Raw genomic sequence first — 23,103 nt, 5'->3', positions numbered from 1 at the left:
GGGCGTTCGTTCGAGTTTCGGCGACGAGGGCGTTCGTTCGAGTTTCGGCGACGAGGGCGTTCGTTCGAGTTTCGGTGACGGGGGCATTCGTTCGAGTTTCGGCGATGGGGCCGTTCGTTCGAGCCTCGATTTTCCCTCCGCCCGGACCGTACTCCATCCTCCCCTCGGTACCCCTCCGTTCCCCTAACGGAGGACTCCGTACCGACGGAGGACCCCGTGGCGTCAGCGGACCTCGCACCGTCAGAGGGCCCGTACAGGCGGCGGACCCCGTACCGACGATTCGTCCACGCTACCCGCCTCGGCGCCGTCCTGACGGTCGTCCGGACATCCGCGGTTCGAAGCCTTTATCCGCGCCGTGGGCTTCGGTTCGCCTAAGTAATCACAACCATGTCCGACAAACCCGCCTCGATGTACCGGGACATCAGCAAGCCGGCGTACACTCGACGAGAGTACATCACCGGCATCCCGGGGTCGAAGATCGCACAGCACAAGATGGGCGACGTCGCCGCCGAACCCGACGACTACCCCGTCCAGATCAGCCTCGTCACCGAAGAGGAGGTCCAGATCCGCCACGGTTCGCTCGAGGCCTCCCGGCTGTCCGCCAACCGGCACATGATCAAGAACGCCGGCGAGGGTAACTACAAGATGATCCTGCGAAAGTTCCCCCACCACGTCATCCGGGAGAACAAGCAGGCGACCGGGGCGGGTGCGGACCGCGTCTCCGACGGGATGCGCCAGTCGTTCGGCAAGATCGTCGGCACCGCCGCCCGCATTCCGGCCGGCGACCGCATCTTCACCATCTGGTGTGACGTCGACGACGCCGACTTCGCGAAGGACGCGCTCCGCCGGGCGTACAACAAGATCACGCCGCCGTGCCGGATCGTCGTCGAGAAGGGCGAAGAGCAGCTCGTCGCGTAGATCGACCGTTTGCGCCGCGGCCCCTCTCCGGCGCATCTCGACGATACCGTCGATAGCGTCGAGGCTCTTCCGGAGGGCGGTGGATCTCTGCCTCCTGGAGCAGTCGGTGCGACGTGCCGACGGCCTTCCCGGATCGAAGATCCCGCACGGCGCCGATGAAACGCACTTCGCTCCGTATCACGCACACCGCCTCGCTTCGTTCGTTGCTCGGGACTTCGCCGATCGCCGTTCCTCGCCGCTTCGCGCCGGGTTCTCCGCCCCGGACCCTCCACGTCGGTCGTCAGCTCGCTCGTTCGCGGCGACGGCTCACTCGCGGTCGGTGCCGGTGTGACCACCTCTCCTCCCCTCCCCCGGACCGGGTCCGTCTCGCGTTCGCTCGGGGCGCCCCTGGCCGGTCGAGAGCGTCATCGTTACCGACACATCAGAACGCTCAACGTTCTTCGGATCGAACGCGCGAACGATGGACGGCGCGTTCGACGGATACGCCGACGTCGCGGACCCGCGGGAGCGCTACGACGACCTGATCGTCGAGTGCGAGGTCGAACGTCTCGACCCCGACGCGTTCGCGGCGGTCCGCGAGATGGAGGCGTTTCGAGCGGGCTGGGTCGCCGTCGGGGCCGTCGTCGATTCGGCCGGCCGCGTCCTCCTCGCCTACCACGAAGCGGACGGGCGGTGGCTACTCCCGGGCGGCGCGCTGCAACCGGGCGAATCGCTCCGGGAGGGACTGACGCGGGAGGTTCGCGAGGAAACCGGCGTCGACGTGACGCCCGGACGACCCTACGCGGTCGTCGAGCACGTCGTCCGTCACGAGGGCGAGCAAACCGGATTCCGCGTCTGCGTGCTCGCGGCCCGTCCAGAGGCGACCGAGACGGGGGTCGACCTGGGGGTCGACGGCGAGCCGATCGCGCGGGCCGAGTGGTTCGAACAGCTCCCGGACGACGTATTCGAACGCGAACTCGTGGCCAGAGTGCTGGCTCGAGTCCGCGACGAGTGACGGGGACGCTGCCCGGGACGGGCGACGCGAGATGGGTGACGCGAGATAGGTGAGGACCCGGGCGAGGCGTGACGGGCGACGGGTTGAGCGTCGCGTGACGGGCGCCGACCCTGGCAGACTACGCGTCCCGGCGCCGACCCGGGAAGGCTATGCGTCCCGGCGCCGACCGAGCGTCGACGTATCCGCCGAGATGGTGGCAATTTACGTCCCCGCCCGCGCTGAGTTGCGAACGAATGATCGAACTGGCGGTCGCCAACGCCGAGGAGACGTTCGAGCGGATGCGCGAGCCGCTCGGGGAGCGCGGGATCCGGGCTCGCCACGTCCCCGTGAGCGAGCGCGCCGTCCCGCTCGGCGAGGAGGCCCCGTGGTCGGCCGACGAGTTCGACGCCGGGTTCGTCTACCCCGGCCGCCTGATGGAAGGCGGCGTGGCGGACGCGCTGCTCGACGTCCCGTGGCTCAACGATCGCGACGCGGTCCTCACCTCGCGGAACAAGGCCGACGTGATCGCGCGGCTCGACCGGGCGGGATCGGCCGTCCCGGAGACCGTCTTCGTCTCGAACCCGGTCGGCGAGGACGAGTTGCGGACGGTCTACGAGCGGTTCGAGCCGCCGGTGGTCGTCAAGCCGAACTCCACCACTCGCGGCGTGGGGGTCGCGAAGGCGGGCGACCTCGACACCTTCCTCGGGATCTGTGACTACCTCGCGCTCGTCCACGACTACCGGGCGACGGGGGACCGTTCGTTCCTGGTCCAGGAGTACCTCCCCGACGCGGTCGACTACCGGGTGATGGTCCTCGACGGCGCGTACGTCGGCGCTGTCGAGCGACGGCTGCCGGACGACGCGCTCGCCGCGGGCCGGTGGAAGCACAACGTCCACCGCGGCGCGGAAGCGACCGGCGTCGAACTCCCCGACGCCTGGCGGGAGATCGCCGAGGGCGCCGCCCGGACGCTCGAGATCGCGTTTTGCGGCGTCGACCTGCTGGTCACCGACGAGCGGGTCGTCGTCACCGAGACGAACGCGCGGCCGACCATCGACGCGGCGACGAAGTACGAACCGGACTTCTACGACCGGCTGGCGGACGCGATCGAGGAGACGGCCGACGGGGCGTGAGGGCGCCGGGAACGTCGTCGTCGGGTATCGGGAGACGTCCGCGAACGTGACGGCGCCCGGGGGCGCTAACTGCTGGTGACGCGTCGAGAGAAGGGGCCGGGACGGTGCGAGAACGCCGAGACGAACCGCAACTCACTCGAGACTGATGTCGGAGCTGTGCTCTGCGGGCTCGAAGACGACCTCGAGGACGCCGTTGTTGTAGGTCGCGCTGGCGGTGTGCTCGTTGACCCGCCGGGGGAGCGAGACGCGCTCGTCGTACTCGCGGTGGTCGCTCCGGGCGCTGATGGTGAGCGTCTTTCCGTCGCACTCGAGTTCGATGTCTTTCTTCTCGACGCCCGGCAGGTCGGCGACGACGCGGAGCTCGTCTTCGACGTCGTGGATGTCGACGTGCGTGTCGGCGCCGAAGCCGGTCTCCACGCTGGTCGAGGACTCGAAGTCGACGTCGGCGCCGCTCATCATCTCGTTCATCATCCGCTCGATCTCGCGAAACAGGTCGTCGAAGGGCTCGTCGCGGTCGTCTCGTCTCATGAGCCGAAATAGCGCCCGCCGGTGCAAAAACCTTCTGTCGGCGGCGCGGCCGGCCTCGGTCCGACGAGATCGGCGGAGCGTACGGCCCCTCAGAACCCGACGCCCATCGACTCGTCGGTCGTCTCGACGCTCTCGGCGGCGTCGGCCGCGCCGGTGATCGCGCGGATCGCGTCGACGTTCTCGGGGACGACGTCGGACTCCTGGTGGATTCCCTGGAAGAGGTAGCAATCGCGACCCTCGGTCGAGATCGATTCCTCCCAGATGCAGTTCTCCCAGAGGTCGCCGCGGGGTCGACCCGCGTCGAGGGCGTACTCCTTCAGCTTGCCGCTCCCGTCGATGGCGAACGATTCGGGGATCAGGAAGAGCCGGGACTCCCCGGCGAGCAGGTCGCGCACGTCGGCCGCGTCGACGGCCGCCTCGAGGGTGACGTTGAGGCTGTGCATGTGCATCAGCGTCGCGGGCACCTTCATCCCGAGCGTGTCGATGTCGAGGTCGGGAAAGATGGTGTTCACGTCGGGCCCGTGGTGGGAGGGGACGGTGACCGGGTTCGGCAGGATGTCGTTGATCGGGCCCCGACCGGTCTGGCCGGGGTCGCCGCCGCGGCGGACGAGCGTCGCCCGGACCTTCTCGATGCCGTAGGTCTCGCCGAGCGGCGCGATCACTCGCGAGAGCCCCGTCGTGTTACAGGAGACGACGCGGACGTGGTCGGCGTCGACGGCGTCCTCGTAGTTCGACCGGGCGTTGAAGCTCACGTCGGCGACGTCGGCGTCCTCGCCGCCCTGGTAGATCGCCGGCGTCTCGTACTCCTCGTAGAGCGAGCGGTTCTCGGCGCCGATGCCGGACGGCGTCGCGTCCACGACGACGTCCGCGGCCTCGACCAGCTCGTCGACGGTCCCGTCGAGGCCCATCCCGGCCTCCTCGAACAGCCCGACGCGTTCCTCGATCGCGGCGTAGAGCGGGTAACCGTTGTCGATCGCCGTCCGCGCCTCGAAGTTGGGCCGCGTCTTCGCCACCCCGACGACCTCCATGTCGGGCTGGGCGCCCACCGCGTCCGCGACCCGCTTGCCGATCGTCCCGTAGCCGTTGATCGCGACCTGTATCATGTATCGGGCACTCTTCCACCGAGGCGGATAACCGTTTCGAGCCTTCTCGCGCCGTTTTCACTCGGCTCGGAGTAGTGGTTCGGTCGCCCGATCGCGGCTCGTCTCGGGACCGATCTGCAGACGGTCGGCGGACCCCGTCGTCCGTACCGCCCTCACTCCTCCGTCCAGTACTCTTCGACCTGCTCGGGGTCGAGCCGCCGGCCGCGGAACGGCAGCGTCTCCTGGAGCCAGACCACCTGGGGCCAGTCGTTGGCTCGCGCCCCGATCACCGGCACCGCGAGGATGACGGCCGTCGCGATCGCGTAGCCGACGATCTCGACGCCCGTGCCGACGACGTCCGCGCCGTATCCCAGGAAGGCGATGTCCGACCGACCGGGCAGCGAGGGGGACCACCAGCGGAGGACGATCAGCGGCGGAATGAGGAGGTAGCCGAGGACCAACAGCGAGGCTCCCCTGGCGTTCGACGGACGGACCGTCGTGTACCGCCAGCCGATGAGCGCGCCGATCGAAGCGCCGATCGTCAGCGTCACGAAGTACGTCGAGCCGAGCAGGAAGGCGAGGACGGCGATCGCGCCGGAGAGCGCGAAGAGCGTGCCCGGTTCCGGGTCCGGTGATCGAACGACGACGGCGACGAACGCCAGTCCGACGACGACGCCGACGACCACGTCGCCGAGGTAGTGGACGCCCATCACGAGTCGCGAGAAGGCCACGAGGAAGATGACGACGCCCGCGAGCAGGTACCGCTGGAACCGACTGCCGGTGTCCGCGACGGCGGCGAGTCCGCCGTAAAACGCCGCCGCGCCGAGAGCGTGCGCGCTCGGGAAGCTGTATCCCGGATACTCCGCGGGCGTGAACGCCAGCTCCGGCCGGGGCGCCGCGAAGATCCCCTTCATGCCGGCGCTGAGGGCCAGCGCGCCCAGTCCGATGCCGATGACGAGCGCCCGCTTGCGCTGGTCGTCCTCGCCGCCGAACCAGTAGAGCAGCGTCCCGAAGACGATGAGCGTCACCCCGTCGCCGAGGTGGGTCGCCACCTCGAGAAACGAGACGACGGCCTCGGGGAGTTCGTTCCTGAGCGCTTCGTTCGTCGACTCGTCGAACAGCAGGTCGTCCACGGTCGAGCGAACCATTCCTGTTTCGCGGGTGGGTGTCGACCTACAAAGAGCTATTGCCCCGGGAATTTCAGATCCTCGGATCGGTTCGACGTCCGGCTATCGTCGAGGTCCGGCTATCGACCGCTGGCTCCCGCAGGAGCGTCGCGGGCGGTCGGATACGGTGGAACATCGTGGGCGCCGGAGCATCGTACGCGGTCGCCCGCCGTGGAGTATCGTGGGCGCCGGAGCATCGTACGCGGCGAAAGCAACACCTTTCACGCAGTCGGTCCGAGCGTGGCGTATGTCGAACGACGCCGACTTCGAGGCCCCGGCGACGACCGCGATCGAGCAGTGTCTGAACCTCCGGGCCGACGAGTCCTGTACGATCGTCACCGACGACGAGCGTCGGCCGATCGGCGAGGCGCTCTACGCGGTCGCGAGCGAGATCACGGACGACGCGGTGATCGCTCGCTACCCGCCGGGGGAGACCCACGGCGGCGAGCCGCCGGCGCCCGTCGCGGCGGCGATGGCCGGCGCCGACGTCGTCCTGGCGCCGACGACCAAGAGCCTCAGCCACACCCGCGCTCGCGGCGAGGCGAACGAAGCCGGCGCCCGGGTCGCGACGCTCCCCGGAATCACTGCCGAGGTGTTCACCGCGGGGCTGGACGCGGACTACGAGGCGATCGCGGCCCACTGCGAGGACGTCCTGAAACAGGTCGCGGACGCCGACGACGTCCGGGTCACGAGCTCCGGCGGCACCGATATCACGTTCGGCATCGGCGACCGCGAGTGGCTGGCCGACACCGGGATCGTCCACGAGCCCGGCGAGATGTCGAACCTGCCGGCCGGCGAGGTGTTCGTCAGCCCCGAGACGGCCGACGGCACCTACGTCGTCGACGGCACCATGCGCCCGCACGGCCTCCTGGAGGAGGGCCAGACCCTCGAGTTCGAGGTCGAAGACGGCCTCGTCACGCGCATCTCCGACGACGAGATCCGCGAGACCGTCGAGGCCGCCGCCGAGGAGGTCGGCGACGCGGCGTACAACCTCGCGGAGCTCGGCATCGGAACTAACGTCGCCGTCGCGGAACTCGTGGGGTCGGTGTTGCTCGACGAGAAAGCCGGCGGCACCGTTCACATCGCCATCGGTGACGACATGGGCATCGGCGGCGACACCGAGGCGCCGATCCACCTGGACGGCATCATCCGCGACGCGACGGTCGAGGCGGACGGGGAGGTCGTAGACCTCCCGATGTCGAACGGCCGATAGGCCGTGAGACGGCGCGGAAGTGAAACTTCCGCGGAGTGAGTGAGCGGCGCGGGCGCGGAACGCAGTTCCGCGAAAGGGCGAGCGGCGAAGCCGAGAGAGGTGCGGACGTGACGCGTCCCGCGTCCACCGAGTGTGCTCGTCGGGTACCGGCGTCGGTCGGTCCACCGACGTCGATGCCGTCCACTCCCCTTTTACGCGCGTAGCGTGTATCGCCGGCCATGAGTGATACGCAGGAACAGGACCGCCTCGCGGTTCCGTGCCCGTCGTGTTCGCCGGAACTCGAGACGGTCCACGAGGTCCTCTCGCCGGGCGGCGGCTCGGTGACGGTTCGCTGTTCGGAGTGCGGCCACGTCCACAAGGTTCAGCCCGCGGACGAGCGGGAGGTCACCCTCGACGTCGTCGTCTCGCAGGGCGGCGAGTCCTTCACCGCGAACGTGACGACGCCCGAAGCCGAGACCGTCGCCGAGGGCGACGAGTTCCTCCTCGAGACGGAGGCGGTGCTGGCGACGGTGCGCGTGACCAGCGTGGAGGTCGGCGAGCAGCGCCGCGTCGAGGAGGCGCCGGCCGAGGAGATCGAGACCGTCTGGACGCGGGAAGTCGACAACGTGGCGGTCAACGTCACCATCCACCCGGAGGACGGTTCCCGCGAGGACAGTCGCAGCACGACGATCCGCGTCCCCGGCGACTACGAGCTCGAGGTGGACTCGACCGAGACGTTCGGCGACGACGAGTTCACGATCGACGCCGTCGTCGTCCGCGACGACGCCCGGGGCTACGACCGCGACCGCTACGAGATGGACGGCGACGTCGTCCTCGCGAAAGACGCGAAGCGCGTCTACGCCTGGGACGAGACGTCCTCGGCCTGGTCCGCCTGGTGAGTCCGCGACCCCGAATCCCGTCGAATCCATGAGGTTCTTCGGCTCCGACGACGGCGACGCCGACTTCGAGGCGGCTCGCGAGCGCATGACCGAGCGGCTGGCTCGCCGCGTCGACGACGACCGGGTCCTCGAGGCGGTGGCGGCCGTCCCTCGCCACGAGTTCGTCCCCGAGGGTCGACGGGCGAGCGCCTACGAGGACCGGCCGCTCCCGATCGGCGACGGCCAGACGATCAGCGCGCCGCACATGGTCGCGATCATGGCCGACCTCCTCGAGCTCGATCCGGGCGATCGGGTGCTCGAGATCGGCACCGGCTGTGGCTACCACGCGGCGGTGACGGCCGAACTCGTCGGGGCCGAACACGTTTGCAGCGTCGAGTACGGCGAGGCGCTCGCCGAGTCGGCCCGCGAGACGCTCGCGGAACTCGGCTACGAGGACATCGGCGTCCGCGCCGGGGACGGCCGCGAGGGCTGGCCGGAACGCGCGCCGTACGACGCGGCCTACCTGACCTGCGCGGCCACCGACTTCCCCGCCCAGATGGTCGAGCAAGTCAGCGATGGCGGTCGGCTGCTCGCCCCGATCGGGACCGCGGCCCAGACGCTCGTGCACGCGGACAAGCGATCGGACGGGGGCCTCGACCGGAGCGAGCACGGGGCGGTCAGGTTCGTCCGCATGCGCGGATGACCCCTCGGCGGCGTGATCCGGCGATACGGGAAGCCGCGCGCGGACCCACCGACACGACGACCGGTCGGTCGAGCCCACCTCGCGACGCCACGACGCCGTCGGGCGAATCCGCGCAAGCGCGCCATTGATTACCGTCGACCGGATAGCGCGGGTATGGATCCCGCGGTGCTCCGGGAGGACATGGTCGACAGCCTCCAGCACGAGACGAAGGCGGTCCTCCGGGACGACGCCGTCGCGGTCGCGATGCGGGAGGTTCCTCGACACGAGTTCGTCGACGACCGGCGGACGGCCTACGCGGACCGCGATCACGAGGTGCTCGGAACGCGCGTCCTCTCGCCCAGCGTCGCCGCCAGGCTGCTCCAGGCGCTCTCGCCGGAGCCGGGCGACTCGGTGCTCGTCGTCGGCGCCGGGGTAGGCTACACCGCGGCCGTCGCCGCCGAGCTCGCCGGCGAGACGAACGTCCACGCCGTCGACATCGCCCGGCCGGCGGTGTACGCGGCCCGCGAGAACCTCGCGGGCGCCGGCTACGAGGGCGTCCTCATCGACTGTCGGGACGGCTCCCGCGGACTTCCCGAGTACGCGCCCTTCGATCGGATTCTCGTCGAGGCCGCGGCCGTCGAGCCGCCGCGCCCCCTCCTGGAACAACTGGCTCCCGGCGGCCGGCTCGTGATCCCGCTCGGCGCGCACCGACAGCACCTCGCCGTCGTTTCCGCGGAGGGCTCGAGGGAGGAACTGGGACGCGTCTCGTTCGACCCGCTGCTCGTCGACGGCGAGCAGACGGGCGCGATCGAACGCAACCGGACCGCCCGCGAGGACGTCGAATACGCGCGCCGGCGGGCCGACCGGCGCCGGGGCTGGGAGTTGGACTGGATCGATTGGGAGTGATCACTCGGCGGATCGCGGGTGCGAACGCCGGCCTCGAGATGGGTATTCTGGGAGCGTCACGCGCCGCCGCAGGGATGGGAGCGTCACGCGCCGTCTACCGCCGGACGTGCTGACCGCTGTCGGGTGGGGGTCGACAGTAAGGGATTGGGGGGTGGGGGGTGGGTGGCGACAGTCCGCTTCGAATCGCCACCCGTTGGTATGGACTGCGGGATGTTAAAAATACCTTCTAACCGTTTGTGTATGTCCGAAACCCAACACTAATTAATTAGACCTTCCTTCGAGCGCCAGATCGACCAGCTTGCGCTCGGCGGCGCGCAGGTGGTAGTGAAACGTCGGCGGCGAGACGTCGAGCGTCGCCGCGAGCTCCTCGCCGGTGCTCTCGCGCGGCCAGTCGAAAAAGCCGCTGTAGTGGGCGGCCTGGAGCGCCTCGAACTGCTTCGCCGTCAAGCGCTCCTCGACCTGTCGGTCGAGTCGCCCGGTCGGGCGTCGCCGACTCGTCTCCCGCCGCGCCGCGAGCTCCGTGTCGGGGTAGCCGTCCCGGATCGTCTCGACGAGCGATCGGGCGTCGACCCGCTGGGGAACCTGGAGCGTGACGGTCGCGGTCCCCTCGACGGACTCCGCGTCGAGCACTCGCGCGTCGTACTCGCGACAGACCTCGAGAAACGGCGTCGTCTCGACACTCACCTCGAGCAGCGCCGCGTCGTCGCTCTCGGAGACGACGGATACGCGGTCGACGGCGGTCCACGCGTCGTCGAGCGCCACCAGCTCGTCGAGCGGCGGGTCGTCGACGCCGACGAAGCAGACGACGCGCCCCTGTTCGCGCTCGAGGATCCCCGCCAGCGTGACCGGCCCGTCGGCCGCGATCGAGAGTCGATTCAACAGGAGACGTTCGTCGGCGCAGGCGAGCTCGAGTTCGACCCGCTCGTCCGTTACCATCGCGCGCGTGCGCTCGACCGACCGAATCGCGTGGCCGATGGTCTCGCCCAGTTCCGCGAGCACCTCGCGCTCGCTCTCCGTGACGGCGTCGGTCGCCACCGCGTGGACGACGAGCGCGCCGTACCGGCGCTCGCGGCCGGTCAGCGGAACCGCGATCACGGTCTGAAAGCCGTGGGTCAGCGCCTCCGCCCGGCGGGGCTCCCACTCCCGGTCGTCGAGGACGTTCCGCACGACGTGAACGCGCTCGTCCGCGAGCGCTCGCCGGACCAGGCGTGCCTCGGGGGCCGCCTCGCCGTCGTCGCGGATCCGGTCGACGTAGGTGGCGTCGACGGCCGCCCCGGACTTCGGCGCCGACGGATCCCGCTCGGGGGCGATCCAGGCGAAGAGGTATCGTTCCGCGTCGGTGAGGCGCTCGCAGACGGTCCGTTCGATCTCCTCGCGGGTCGTCGCCTGCGCGACGCCGCGCGTGATCTCCCTGACGAGCTCGTTGGTGTGGTTGAGCCGGGTGAGTTCCTCGTTCTTGCGCGTAAGGGTGCGGTCGTGCTCGCGAAGCAGCTGCTCGCGTTCGGCGCGGTCGAGGGCGGCTTCGGTGTTCGCCGCGAGAATCTGGATCAGCTCGATCATCGTCTCGTCGAAGCCGCCGGCCTGCTCGCTCCCGGCGACGAGCACGCCGTGGGTGCCGAGGGGGACGATCACCTCGCTGCGGCTGAGCGTCTCCGGATCGCCCTCGATCTCGGCGCGCACGTCCTCGTAGTAGGCGGCTTCACCTCCCGAGAATGCCTCCCAGACGAGCCCCTCGCCGCGCTCGAAGCTGCGCTCCGGATCGAGGGCCTCCGCCGTCCGCTCCGTCGCGGCCGCGTATCTGAGCACGCCGTCCGTCGGATCGAAGCCGTAGGTGGCGACGATCGGCACGTCGAGGATGTCGCCGGCGGTGTCGACGGCCGCCCGATAGATCTCCTCTTTCGTCCCCGCTCGCATCAGGTCGCGGGTCGTCTCGTGGAGGACCGTCAGGGTCCGCTCGTGGCGGCGCTCGCTCTCGCGCAGCTCGGTCTCCGTGCGGTACTGGGAGACCGCGTTGCGGATCTGGTTCGCCAACAGCGTGTACTGTTCGCGCCCGGATTTCTTCTGGAGGTACTGGGTGACGCCGGCGGCGATCGCCTCGCTGGCGATCTCCTCGCTACCCTTGCCCGTAAAGAGGATGAACGGCAGGTCCTCGTTCCGGGTCCGGACCGCCTCGAGGAGCTCGAGTCCGTTCATTCCCGGCATGTCGTAGTCGCTGACGATGCACTCGACCGTCGACTTCTCGACGGTTCCCAGCGCCTCGTCCGCGTTCGTGACGGTCGTGACGTCGAGCGTGTCGTCGACGCGGACGAGCATCTCGGCCGCGAGCTCGGCGAAACTGGGCTCGTTGTCGACGAGGAGGACGGAGACGGCGTCGGTCATGGTTCCTGCGTGCGATCGGCCGTCCGATCGGTCGTTGTCGACTCACTGTCTCGGGGCTACTAATATTTTAAGGGATGTTACCGGGCGATCCTTCGCCATCTATCCGTTTAGATTCAGCCGAGTGACGGTCCGTCCCGCTTCCCTCACGCCCACTGACGTTCGGACCGAGGAGCCGCCGGTCGAGGACCGCGATCGCCGCCGCCCGTCCCATCGCAACCGGCCCGATCCAGCCGCGCGGCGACCGTCAATCTGATGTTACTTCGTAAGCCGCCCGCCAGGAACGACGAATTACGGTCCGCCGAAACGGTCCCGAGCGCGGGAGAACGCGTCCCTGCGGTTGGAGAATCGATCCCGAACGTTCTATGAACGATGGCGTCCGCCCGAGCGGCTGTCGGCGACCGCCAGCGAGAGTCTCTGCGACCGTGATCGCGAGCTCGGTCTCGGCGACGTCGCCTTCGGCGTTTTCCTCGCGACGGGTCCTGGCGAGCGGACCCGCCCCTCTGGACCTGGCGACGATTCGACCGTCCCCATACTCGCGGCGGCCGTCCCCTCCCGCGCGGCGGCAGGAATGCGAACCGGTCGATCCCGCCGGCTCCAGGGATCTGGACACTTGTGACCGAACGGACGGTTACCCGACCGAACGATCGGGGTCGTTTTTGACCGGTCTGGCGGTCTTCCCGCGGGATGATTCACTCCTGTACGGTGCCCGAAGTACCGCGCAAAACGAGGACGTCAGGGCGCGAAGCGCTCGCCTCGCCGGCGAACGCCCTCCGACCCGCCGTCACCGATCGCCGATGAGGCGGGTCCCATCCCGGGCGAGACGCGTCCTCTTCGGGTTGCTCGTCGGCGCGGCCGTCGTGGGTATGCTCGCGAGCGCCGCCGGACTGTCGGTCGGCGGTGGCCCCGCCCTCGGCCCCGACGAGGCGAGTCAGTCGGAGTCGATCGCCTCCGAGGCGTCCGTCGGCGGAGCGAACGCGATCCCGAACGCCGAGGCCGGCGGTCCGTCGGTCTCGAGCGTCGACGCGGCCGAAGAAGTCGAGATCGTCACGTTCGAAGAGAACCCGGGAGCCGACGACCCGCCGGCGGATTCGCGCTCCGATGCGGATCGCGACGCCGCGATAACCGGCGCCGAGAAGGGGATCGAACTCGCCCAGGAGCAGGGCGTGACCGTCACCCAGACGCAACGGATGGCCGCGAAGGCGGGCGCCGTGGCGGCGACGACGCAGTACCAGGACGCGTCCGTCGAGCAGATCCAGGGCGCGGCGACCGGTGCGGTCCACGGCGCGTTGCTGCAGGACGAGCGAGCCGGCCACGACGCGGCGGCTCGGTATCCCGACGACGCGGCGGTTCACCACCAGGAGGACGCGGCGGTCCAGCACCAGTCGGTGTCCGTCGCGCAGCTGCAGCAGACGGTGCTCGGCGGTGCGGCCGGGGCACTGAGCCAGCACCAGACGGCCGACGTGAAACAGGTGCAAAACGCCGCGTGGGGCGCCAGCCACGGCGCCCTCGACCAGCGCCAGGAAGTGACCGTCGAGCAGCTCCAGCGCGCGGCTCGCGGCGCCGCGGCCGGCGCCGCCCACGCGGCCGGCGAGAAGGGGATCGACCGCGTCGGACCGATCCAGGAGGCAGCCCAGGGTGCGGCCCACGGCGCGCTCGACGCGAAGAAAGACGAGCGGGCGAGCCCGCGCCAGCACGTCGCCCAGCGCCAGGAGATCACCGTCGAACAGATCCAACACGCCGCCGCCGGGGCGGCTGCGGGCGTCCTCGAGGGGACGCAGGAACAGCGCGTCTCGATCGACCAGGAACAGCGGGTGACCATCAAGCAGGTCCAGAAGGCCGCCATGGGCGCCGCGAAGGGCGCGCTCGACCAGAAGCAGGCGGTGACGGTCGAGCAGACCCAGGTCGCGGCCCGCGGGGCCGGGAAGGGCGCGCTCTCGATCACGCAGATCCAGCACGTCGAGATCACGCAGATCCAGAAAGCCGCCCGCGGCGCCGCGACGGGTGCGATCCACCAGAGCCAGGAGGCCACGATCGAGCAGATCCAGTCCGCGGCGGACGGCGCGGCGAAGGGCGCGCTCGTCCAGAAGCAGACGGTGGACGTCACCCAGGTCCAGCACGCGGCCCGCGGCGCCGCGTTGGGCGCCGTCGAGTCGGCGAAGCAGCACCAGATCGTCGACGTGAAACAGATCCAGGCCGCCTCTCGAGGCGCGGCGAAAGGCGCCGTAAAGCAGACGCAGACGGTGAACGTCCACCAGGTGCAGGCGATCGCGCGCGGCGCCTCGAAGGGGTCGCTGTCGGCCGCCCAGGAGCAGCGCGTGACGGTCGCCCAGATCCAGCGATCGGCCGCGGCGACCTGTCCGGCGGTCGCGAAGGCGATTCAGGACCAGCGGGTCACCGTCGAGCAGGTCCAGCGGATCGGCGAGCGCACCGCCGCGGACACCACCCGGGGGACGGCCGAGGCCGGCCTCGACCGCGAGGCGGACGTCCGAGAGCGCGCGGACGCGAGCGCGGTCGATCGGACCGCGGAGGAAGAGACCGTCGACGGCGAGGCGACGGTGACCGTCGCCGCCGAGCGGACGACCGACGGCACGGCGGTAACGATCGACGACGTGTCGCTCTCGGAGGGCGGTTTCGTGGCCGTCCACGACGCGGGCTGGCAGGACGGCGAGCGCGTCGACAGCGTCATCGGCGTCTCCGAGTATCTCGACCCCGGCGACCACGAGGACGTGACGGTGACCCTGTTCGCGGACGTTCCAGGCGTCGAGTTCGACGACGACGCGCTCGGCCCGGGACAGCACGACCTCGTCGCCGTCGCCTACCACGACGTCGACGACGACGGCCAGTTCGACTACGTCGCGACCGACGGCGAGGACGACCCGCCGTACGTCCGGCAAGGCGGCGAGCCGATCGCGGACGTGGTCACCGCGACCGTCGCCGAGGAACGCACGGCGGACCTCGGCGTCGACGACCTGGCCGGTGACGGCGAGACGCTGACCGTCGACTCCGCGGTCGCCAACGTCGAGTACTACGTCGAGGCCCGCTACGACGGCGATATCGTCCAGAGCGAACTGTTCGAGGCGGGCGAGACGGTCGGCAACCTCACCGTCGATCTCGATCCGCCGCTCGAGGACGACGCCGACGTCGAGGTGGCCATCCGCGCCGTCGAGGACGGCGAGGACCTGGAGGCGACCGATATCGAGTACACCGTCGAGGAGGCGCCGGTCGAACCGACCGCCGAACTCGTCGCGACCGACCGAACCGCCGACGGGGAGACGCTTTCCGTCGACCGGGCTACCGCGGACGTCGACTTCTACGTCGAGACGTCCTACGACGGCGAGACGGTCCGGAGCCAGCCGTTCGACGCGGGCACGGCGATCGAGAACCTGACGCTCGAGCTCGACCCGCCGCTGGAGGCCGACGTCGACGTGAACGTTTCCGTCCGGGCCGCCGAAGACGACGCGGAGCTGGCCGCCGAGGAGATCCGCTACACGGTCGAGGTGCCGATCGAGCGTACCGCGGAGCTCGACGTGACCGACCAGACCGGTCAGGGCGAAACGCTGACCGTCGATCGTGCGAGCGCGAGCGAGGAGTACTACGTCGAGGCGTCCTACGACGGCGAGATCGTCGAGACCGAGCCGTTCGAGGCGAACGAGACGGTCGAGAACCTCTCGCTCGACCTTGTGCCGCCGCTGGAGGCCGACGTCGACGTCACCGTCGCCGTGAAGACCACCGAGGACGGCGAAGCGCTGGAGACGACCGTGATCGAGTACGTCGTCGAGGAGGAGCCGGTCGAACGCGCCGCGGAACTCGACGCACCCGACCAGACCGGCGAGGGCGAGACGCTGACCGTCGACCGGGTGACCGCCGACGTCGAGTACGTCGTCGAGGCGCGCTACGACGGCGAGGCCGTGGCGACCGAGCCGTTCGAGGCCGACGAGACGGTCCAGAATCTCACGCTCGACCTCGAGCCGCCGATCGACGACGACGTCGACGTCACCGTCGCCGTGGTGGCCGCGGCGGACGACGAGGACCTCGAGACGACCGGGATCCGCTACACCGTCGAGGAGCCGGTCGAACGCACCGCGGAGCTCGAGGTGAGCGACCAGGCCGGCGACGGCGAGACCCTGACCGTCGAGCGTGCGTTCGCCGACGAGGCTTTTTACGTCGAGGCGCGATACGGGGACGAAGTTGTCGAGAGCCAGGGATTCGAGGCCGACGAGACGGTCCAGAATCTCACCATCGATCTGGAGCCACCGACCGAGGACGACGCGGTCGTCGAAGTCAGTGTCCGCGCCGCCGCCGACGGGGACCCGCTCGCGACCGAGGAGATCGAGTACGCCCTCGAGGAGGTGCCGACGGCGGCGTTGACGTTCCCCGACCAAGAATCCGACGGCGCGACGGTGATCGTCGAGTCCGTCGAGCTGTCCGAGGGCGGGTTCGTCGCCGTTTACGAGGACGGGGCGGTGGACGCGGCCGCCGGCGAGGTCGATCACGGGGGCATCCTCGGCGTCTCCGAGCGCCTCGACTCCGGGGCACACGAGGACGTGGAGCTGGCGCTCTACACGGACGTTCCGGGCGCCCAGTTCGAGGCGGAGGCGCTGGAACCGGGTGAGCACGACCTCGTGGCGGTGGCACATCAGGATGACACCGACACCGGGGAGTTCGAATTCGTCGCCATGGACGGGGCCGAGGATGCTCCGTACCTCGACGGGGACGGCGACCCCGTCGCCGACCGCGCGCAGATTGCGGTAACCCCCGAGTTCGCCGTCTCGATCGTCGAGGCACCCGAGAGCGTCGAACCGGGCGAGTCGATCGAGCTCGGCGTCGAGGTGACGAACCGCGGCACCGGCGCCGGCGAGGCGCCGGTCGTCCTCGACGCCGGCGAGCAGGAGGGCCTCGCCGACGAGTCCGTCGCGCTCGGCCCCGGCGAGTCGACGACGCTCGCGCTGTCCTTCGACGCGCCCCAGGACGCCGGCAACGTCGACCTGACGGTCCGGATCGACGATCCCGACGTCGCCGCGCCCGAAGACGGTTCCGACGCCGTGACGGTCCCGATCGAGGAGCCGGCCGCGTTCGCGGTGACGAACGTCGACGCGCCCGAGGCCGTGGAGGCGGGCGAGCCGATCGGGGTCGCCGCGGCGATCGAGAACGTGGGCGATGCGACGGGTGAGCAGGAGGTCGTCCTCGAGGTCGCGGGTCAGCAGGTCGCGAGCGAGTCGATCCAGCTCGACGGGGGCGAGGAGACGACCGCGACGTTCGACGTCCCGACCGACGAGGGCGACGTCGGGACCCTGGACGTGGCGGTGGTGACGGCCGACGACGCGGCCGCCGCCTCCGTGACCGTCGAGGAGCCGGGCGAGCCGGCGTTCGGGGTGACGAACCTCGAGGTCCCGCAGACCGTGGAGGCGGGCGAATGGATCGAGGTCGCGGCGGCGATCGAGAACGTCGGTGACGCGCCCGGTGAGGGCGAGGTCGCCCTCGAGGTCGCGGGGCAGACGATCGCCGCGGAGCCCGTCCAGCTCGACGCCGGCCAGGGGACCACGGTGACGTTCGACGTCCCGACCGACGAGGGCGACGTCGGGACGCTCGAGGTCGCGGTGCTGACGGCCGACGACGGGGCGTCGACGTCGGTCGCCGTTGAGGAGCCCGGCGAGCCGGCGTTCGCGGTGACGAGCCTCGAGGCGCCACAATCGGTCGAGGCTGGCGCGTCGTTCGAGGTGGTCGCCGAGGTGACCAACGAGGGCGAGGCCGCCGGCGAGGGCGAGGTCACCCTCGACGTCGGCGCGGACCAGGCCGTCGCCGCCGACGTGTTCGCGCTCGAACCCGGCGAGACGGGTCAGCTCGTCGTCGAGGTGCCGACGTTCGGGGACGACGTCGGCGACCTCCAGCTCACCGTCCGCACCGCCGACGATCAGGCGTCGACGACCGTCGAGGTGACGGAGCCGCCCGGCTCGGTCGGATCGATGGTGAGGTCGGTTGGGGTGACGTAGGTTTCGTCGAACGGCGTACCTGAAGGATCGTCACTCCCGTGCACCTCGACGAGCCCGATAACTGTAGTGGCACTTCGGCGAATTCACTCGGGTGTCGTCGTCAGCTTGGGGTGCGATATTCTCGCTTCCCTGCCCGTAACGAGGATGAACGGGCTGTCCTCGTTGCGGGCCGAACCGCCTCGAGACGTACGAGGACGTTCATCCCGGGCACGTCAACTCCTGTCCCATCACCGAACTGTCAGATCATAATCCCGGAGCGCTTTCTTCTGGTCGTTAGTGACTTACTTACGATAAGAGTAGCTGCGAATCACCCGTCGACGATTCGAGGTAACCGATTGGCGAACGCGTATTCGGCGGCCCGATTAACGCGTGGATGGTCGATATCGGGTTCGTTCACCCTGAGGTACGTGCTCTTCGAACCAGCGTCCTCGACCGGTACCCAATAATACTCGTCTCGCTCGTTACAGTAGACGGCAAATACATCGATTGCCTCGTCATAATCGACCATCGCCACCCGACCGTCTCGAGTCGTCTTGCTCGCGGTTTTGAATCGAACGACTTCGCCTTCTATCCACCCCGTCTTGCATTGCACCTTGCGGATCGACGATCCCGTATCGACGAGCAGATCGTACGGATCGTTGTCACCGTACGGTGTCGAGACGGAATACCCCTCAGTGATCAACCGAGACAGTATTCGGACCTCCGTGACGTCTCCAACCTGTTTCGAATTCATCGTACAGGTTTCTGTCGCGTCATCACGTTTGAACGATCGGCTCGGAATCGAGCGACCCCTCACGAAGTAGTTCTTCACGGAGCGCCCAACGCGGGATTTGAACCCCGGTCGCAGCGGAGCTGCTCCCTGATTCAAAACCCGCTGTGTCCACTTCTCGAAATTCAAACCCCCGAACGACCAGTCTGCTGGTCGCGAGCACTCGAATTTCGAGAACGCGCCCGAGGCGGGATTTGAACCAGAGGAAGACGGTCCGGGCACGCGGCGCTTCGCGCCGTTCCGGGCTGTGACTTCCAGGGTTCAAATCCCTCGTTCGCCGTTCTCCGATTTCGGATGTTCGAAGCGAGCAGGCTCGCTGCTCACGGAGATGAAATCGGAGAAACGCCCGAGGCGGGATTTGAACCCGCGTCACGACCGTGACAGGGTCGTATGATGGGCCACTACACCACCCGGGCTGCATCTCCACGTATCCGGTTTGTAATTATAAGGCTTTCCAATCGGGGCGGGTGTGGTACGAGAGGGCGAGACAGTCGGCGGCGCGATCCGCCCGACGCGGAGCGACTCGCTACGGCGGGCTCGTCCGTTCGCTCGCGGCTCGCCCAAAGGGATATATACGATAACAGGGTACCTCCACGTGTGAACGGCAGCTCCCGACGGGTCCGCCCGATCCGGTAGCTGCGCTACCCGAGGCCAGTTAGAAACCGTTAAATGGCCCGGGCCGATAACTGCCTGTAGTATCTCGTGACAGCCATTTCTCTTCCGGTAGCCGACAGCCAGCCCCTGACCCACACATGGTAGACGTAAGTACCCACGAACTCGTGCCCGAGCACAACGTCCTCGACGACGCGACGGTCGAGACGGTGCTCGACGAGTACGATATCGACCGCACAGACCTGCCGAAAATCAAGCGGACGGATCCCGCGCTCCCCGACGAAGCCGAGCTCGGTGACGTGATCGAGATCGTCCGCGACTCGCGAACGACCGACCAGGCCGTCGTGTACCGACTGGTGGTGGACTGATGTCGCTCGACAGGGACCTCCGTCGGGACATCTCGCGGGAGTACTTCTCCCAGGAGCGACTGGCGGAGCACCACTTCCGGTCGTTCAACGCCTTCCTCAATCGCGGCATGCAGCGGGTCGTCGACGAGAAGGAGACGATCGACACCGACATCGGCGACAAGGAGGGCGAAGAGCCCGTCCACGTCGAACTCGGCGACGTTCGCGTCGTCACGCCGCGCGTGCGCGAAGCCGACGGCAGCGAGGAGCTGCTCTACCCCCAGGAGGCCCGGCTGCGAAACATCACCTACTCCGCGCCCGTGTTCATGGAGATGGCCATCGTGAAGGGGGAGGAGGGCGACCAGCGGGTGGTCGACCAGACCGAGACGAAGATCGGCCGGATGCCGATCATGGTCGGCTCCGAGAAGTGTAACATCGCGGGCTTTTCCGACGAGGAGCTGATCGAGATCGGCGAGGACCCCGCCGATCCCGGCGGCTACTTCATCGTCAACGGCTCCGAGCGGGTGCTGATGACGAGCGAAGACCTGGCGCCGAACAAGATTCTGGCGGAGTACGACACCAAGTACGGCGACGAGATCCAGGTCGCGAAGACGTTCTCCCAGCGCCGGGGCTACCGCGCGCTGGTGCTCTGCGAGCGGACCCGGAACGGCCTGCTCGAGGTCTCCTTCCCGTCGGTGTCGGGCTCGATCAACTTCGTCACGCTCGTGCGCGCACTCGGGCTCGAGAGCGACGAGGAGATCGTCCACAAGGTCTCGAACGACCCCGAGATCGTCAAGTACATGCTGGAGAACCTGGAGGAAGCCGAGGTCCAGACCGAAGAGGAGGCCATCGAGGCGCTGGGCAAGCGCGTCGCCTCCGGCCAGGGCAAAAACTACCAGCTCAAGCGGGCCAACTACGTCATCGACCGCTACCTCCTCCCGCACCTCCACGAGGACGGCGTCGACGAGGAGGACGTCCGGATCAACAAGGCCCACTACCTCTGCCGGATGGCCGAGGCCTGCTTCGAACTCGCGCTGGCGCGGCGCGAGGCCGACGACAAGGACCACTACGCGAACAAGCGGCTGAAGGTCAGCGGCGACCTGATGAAGGACCTCTTCCGGACGGCGCTGAACAAGCTCGCGAGGGACGTCAAGTACCAGCTCGAGCGGGCGAACATGCGCAACCGGAACCTCTCGGTGAACACGGTGGTCCGCTCGGACGTGCTGACCGAGCGACTCGAACACCCGATCGCGACCGGCAACTGGGTCGGCGGCCGCTCCGGCGTCAGCCAGCTGGTCGACCGGACCGACTACATGGGCGTGCTGAGCCACCTGCGCCGGCTCCGCTCGCCGCTGTCCCGCTCGCAACCGCACTTCGAGGCGCGGGACCTGCACGCGACCCAGTGGGGTCGCATCTGTCCCTCCGAGACGCCGGAGGGTCCCAACTGCGGCCTGGTGAAGAACTTCGCGCAGGCGATGGAGCTCTCACAGAACGTCGCCGACGAACAGGAACTCAAACGAGAACTGGCGTCGATGGGGGTCCAGGGCATCCCTGGCCTCGAACGACCCGAGCGAACCCCGGCGGACGACTAACATGGCGAGTCAACAACAACGAGAGGCGAAGGTGTACGTGAACGGGTCGCTGGTGGGTACCCACCCCGACCCGCACGAGCTGGCCGAACAGATCCGCGAAGCGCGCCGCGTGGGCGACGTCAGCGAGATGGTCAACGTCTCGGTGAAAGATCGCACGCGCGAGGTGATCGTCAACGCCGACGCCGGCCGGGCCCGCCGGCCGCTGATCGTCGTCGACGACGGCGAACCCCGCATCTCCGAGGCGGAGATCGACGCCCTCGAGGACGGCGACCTCGACTTCGAGGACCTCGTCGACCACGGCTACATCGAGTTCATCGACGCCGAGGAGGAAGAGGACATCTACGTCGCCGTCGACGAGGACGAACTGAACGAAGACCACACCCACCTGGAGATCGATCCGCAGCTGATCTTCGGCATCGGCGCGGGGATGATTCCCTACCCCGAGCACAACGCGAGTCCGCGGATCACGATGGGCGCGGGGATGATCAAGCAGTCGCTGGGACTGCCCGCCGCGAACTACCGGATTCGGCCGGACACGCGCCAGCACCTGCTGCACTACCCCCAGCTCTCGATGGTCAAGACCCAGACGACCGAGCAGATCGGCTTCGACGACCGGCCGGCCGCCCAGAACTTCGTCGTCGCCGTGATGAGCTACGAGGGGTTCAACATCGAGGACGCCCTCGTCATGAACAAGGCGTCGGTCGAGCGCGCGCTCGCCCGTTCGCACTTCTTCCGGACCTACGAGGGCGAGGAACGCCGGTACCCGGGCGGCCAGGAGGACCGCTTCGAGATCCCGAGCCAGGACGTCCGCGGCGCCCGCGGCGAGGAAGCCTACGCCCACCTCGACGAGGACGGCCTCGTCAACCCCGAGACGCCGGTCGACGAGAACTCGGTCCTGCTGGGCAAGACCAGCCCGCCCCGGTTCCTCGAGGAACCGGACGACATGGGCGGCCTCTCGCCCCAGAAGCGCCGCGAGACGAGCGTCACGATGCGCTCGGGCGAGTCGGGCGTCGTCGACACGGTCACGCTGATGGAAGGCGAGGACGGCTCGAAGCTCTCGAAGGTCTCGGTGCGCGACGAACGCATTCCCGAACTCGGGGACAAGTTCGCGTCCCGCCACGGCCAGAAGGGCGTCGTCGGCCACCTCGCCCCGCAGGAGGACATGCCGTTCACCGAAGAGGGCGTGGTTCCGGACCTCGTCGTCAACCCGCACGCGCTGCCCTCGCGGATGACCGTCGGGCACATCCTCGAGATGATCGGCGGGAAGCTCGGCGCCATGGAGGGGCGACGCGTCGACGGAACGCCGTTCCTGGGCGAGGACGAGAACGAACTCAGAGGCGGGCTCGAGGATGCCGGATTCGACTCCGCGGGCAAGGAGGTGATGTACTCGGGCGTCACCGGCGAGAAGATCGAGGCCGAGATCTTCGTGGGCGTGATCTTCTACCAGAAGCTGTACCACATGGTCTCGAACAAGCTGCACGCTCGCTCGCGCGGGCCGGTGCAGGTGCTGACCCGCCAGCCCACGGAGGGACGCGCCCGCGAGGGCGGCCTGCGGATCGGCGAGATGGAGCGCGACGTGTTCATCGGCCACGGCGCCGCGCTCACCCTGAAAGAACGGCTGCTCGACGAGTCCGACCGCGAGTTCATCCACGTCTGTGGCAACTGCGGGATGTCGGCGGTCGAGAACATCGAGCAACGCCGGGTCTACTGCCCGAACTGCGACGAGGAGACCGACATCCACGAGATCGAGATGAGCTACGCGTTCAAGCTCTTGCTCGACGAGATGAAAGCCCTCGGCATCGCGCCGCGACTGGAACTGACGGACGCCGTCTAACTCATGCGACACACCACACCCAAAGACATCGGATCGATCAACTTCGGGCTCATGGAGCCCGAGGAGTACCGGGAGATGAGCGCGACGAAGATCATCACCGCGGACACCTACGACGACGACGGCTTCCC

The 23,103-nt window shown here is 68.7% G+C and carries 16 protein-coding genes and 1 tRNA gene; 11 read left to right on the top strand and 6 right to left on the bottom strand.

Annotation, left to right across the window (positions count from 1 at the left end; translation table 11 throughout):
* The first annotated feature begins 387 nt into the window (after positions 1-387).
* From QZT59_RS13455 to QZT59_RS13445, 3 genes are all read left to right on the top strand, one after another.
* The gene (locus QZT59_RS13455; protein ID WP_290817304.1) at positions 388-918 is read left to right on the top strand and encodes a 50S ribosomal protein L16; all 531 of its coding nucleotides are present in this window, start codon (positions 388-390) and stop codon (positions 916-918) included.
* Positions 919-1,378: 460 nt separating this feature from the next.
* The gene (locus tag QZT59_RS13450; protein WP_290817301.1) at positions 1,379-1,912 is read left to right on the top strand and encodes an NUDIX domain-containing protein; all 534 of its coding nucleotides are present in this window, start codon (positions 1,379-1,381) and stop codon (positions 1,910-1,912) included.
* A gap of 233 nt (positions 1,913-2,145) precedes the next feature.
* Positions 2,146-3,021, top strand: coding sequence for a RimK family alpha-L-glutamate ligase (locus QZT59_RS13445; protein WP_290817298.1), 876 nt, complete (start codon positions 2,146-2,148; stop codon positions 3,019-3,021).
* 132 nt (positions 3,022-3,153) lie between these two features.
* Here the strand turns inward: QZT59_RS13445 and QZT59_RS13440 are convergent, their stop codons facing one another.
* The 3 genes from QZT59_RS13440 to QZT59_RS13430 all read right to left on the bottom strand — a co-directional run bounded on the left by QZT59_RS13440 (position 3,154) and on the right by QZT59_RS13430 (position 5,779).
* Positions 3,154-3,549, bottom strand: coding sequence for an Hsp20/alpha crystallin family protein (locus QZT59_RS13440; RefSeq protein WP_290817295.1), 396 nt, complete (start codon positions 3,547-3,549; stop codon positions 3,154-3,156).
* A gap of 89 nt (positions 3,550-3,638) precedes the next feature.
* Positions 3,639-4,652: a type II glyceraldehyde-3-phosphate dehydrogenase gene (locus tag QZT59_RS13435; RefSeq protein WP_290817292.1), complete on the bottom strand. Its 1,014-nt coding sequence runs from the start codon at positions 4,650-4,652 to the stop codon at positions 3,639-3,641.
* A 152-nt stretch (positions 4,653-4,804) separates the two neighbouring features.
* Complete coding sequence (locus tag QZT59_RS13430) at positions 4,805-5,779, bottom strand: phosphatase PAP2 family protein (protein ID WP_290817289.1); 975 nt, start codon at positions 5,777-5,779, stop codon at positions 4,805-4,807.
* 265 nt (positions 5,780-6,044) lie between these two features.
* On the opposite strand from QZT59_RS13430, the gene QZT59_RS13425 reads away from it, so the two are divergent.
* The 4 genes from QZT59_RS13425 to QZT59_RS13410 all read left to right on the top strand — a co-directional run bounded on the left by QZT59_RS13425 (position 6,045) and on the right by QZT59_RS13410 (position 9,455).
* A complete protein-coding gene (locus QZT59_RS13425) occupies positions 6,045-7,010 on the top strand; it encodes an aminopeptidase (protein ID WP_290817286.1) in 966 nt (321 codons plus the stop codon).
* 218 nt (positions 7,011-7,228) lie between these two features.
* Positions 7,229-7,888 (top strand): HVO_0476 family zinc finger protein, encoded by a 660-nt coding sequence (locus QZT59_RS13420; RefSeq protein WP_290817276.1) that lies wholly within the window; start codon positions 7,229-7,231, stop codon positions 7,886-7,888.
* A 28-nt stretch (positions 7,889-7,916) separates the two neighbouring features.
* Positions 7,917-8,570 carry a protein-L-isoaspartate(D-aspartate) O-methyltransferase gene (locus tag QZT59_RS13415; RefSeq protein WP_290817266.1) on the top strand — a complete coding sequence of 218 codons (654 nt, stop codon included), beginning with the start codon at positions 7,917-7,919 and terminating at the stop codon, positions 8,568-8,570.
* Between the two features lie 153 nt (positions 8,571-8,723).
* The gene (locus tag QZT59_RS13410) at positions 8,724-9,455 is read left to right on the top strand and encodes a protein-L-isoaspartate O-methyltransferase (protein ID WP_290817263.1); all 732 of its coding nucleotides are present in this window, start codon (positions 8,724-8,726) and stop codon (positions 9,453-9,455) included.
* Between the two features lie 261 nt (positions 9,456-9,716).
* Here QZT59_RS13410 and QZT59_RS13405 read toward each other — a convergent pair whose 3' ends face one another.
* Complete coding sequence (locus QZT59_RS13405; RefSeq protein WP_290817260.1) at positions 9,717-11,834, bottom strand: bacterio-opsin activator domain-containing protein; 2,118 nt, start codon at positions 11,832-11,834, stop codon at positions 9,717-9,719.
* Positions 11,835-12,628: 794 nt separating this feature from the next.
* Here QZT59_RS13405 and QZT59_RS13400 point away from each other — a divergent pair.
* A complete protein-coding gene (locus QZT59_RS13400) occupies positions 12,629-17,824 on the top strand; it encodes a hypothetical protein (RefSeq protein WP_290817256.1) in 5,196 nt (1,731 codons plus the stop codon).
* A 307-nt stretch (positions 17,825-18,131) separates the two neighbouring features.
* On the opposite strand, the gene QZT59_RS13395 is transcribed toward QZT59_RS13400, so the two are convergent.
* Positions 18,132-18,557, bottom strand: a complete 426-nt coding sequence (locus QZT59_RS13395; RefSeq protein WP_290817253.1) for a group I intron-associated PD-(D/E)XK endonuclease — start codon at positions 18,555-18,557, stop codon at positions 18,132-18,134.
* Positions 18,558-18,936: 379 nt separating this feature from the next.
* Positions 18,937-19,009 (bottom strand) — tRNA-Asp (locus QZT59_RS13390).
* Positions 19,010-19,345: 336 nt separating this feature from the next.
* Here QZT59_RS13390 and QZT59_RS13385 point away from each other — a divergent pair.
* Genes QZT59_RS13385 through rpoB form a run of 3 tightly spaced genes read left to right on the top strand, consistent with a single transcriptional unit; the run spans position 19,346 to position 22,975 of the window.
* Positions 19,346-19,573: a DNA-directed RNA polymerase subunit H gene (locus tag QZT59_RS13385; RefSeq protein ID WP_290817250.1), complete on the top strand. Its 228-nt coding sequence runs from the start codon at positions 19,346-19,348 to the stop codon at positions 19,571-19,573.
* A complete protein-coding gene (locus tag QZT59_RS13380) occupies positions 19,573-21,141 on the top strand; it encodes a DNA-directed RNA polymerase subunit B'' (protein ID WP_290817248.1) in 1,569 nt (522 codons plus the stop codon). Before QZT59_RS13385 ends, QZT59_RS13380 begins: the two co-directional genes overlap by 1 nt.
* Before the next feature lies 1 nt (position 21,142).
* Positions 21,143-22,975 carry a DNA-directed RNA polymerase subunit B gene (gene rpoB / locus QZT59_RS13375; RefSeq protein ID WP_290817245.1) on the top strand — a complete coding sequence of 611 codons (1,833 nt, stop codon included), beginning with the start codon at positions 21,143-21,145 and terminating at the stop codon, positions 22,973-22,975.
* Positions 22,976-23,103 lie beyond the last annotated feature (128 nt).

This window comes from Halovivax sp., assembly GCA_007119345.1.
In the GTDB taxonomy this organism is placed as follows: Archaea; Halobacteriota; Halobacteria; order Halobacteriales; family Natrialbaceae; genus Halovivax.
Note: the sequence above shows the minus strand (reverse complement) of the source record. Positions and strands in the feature narration are given on the sequence as shown.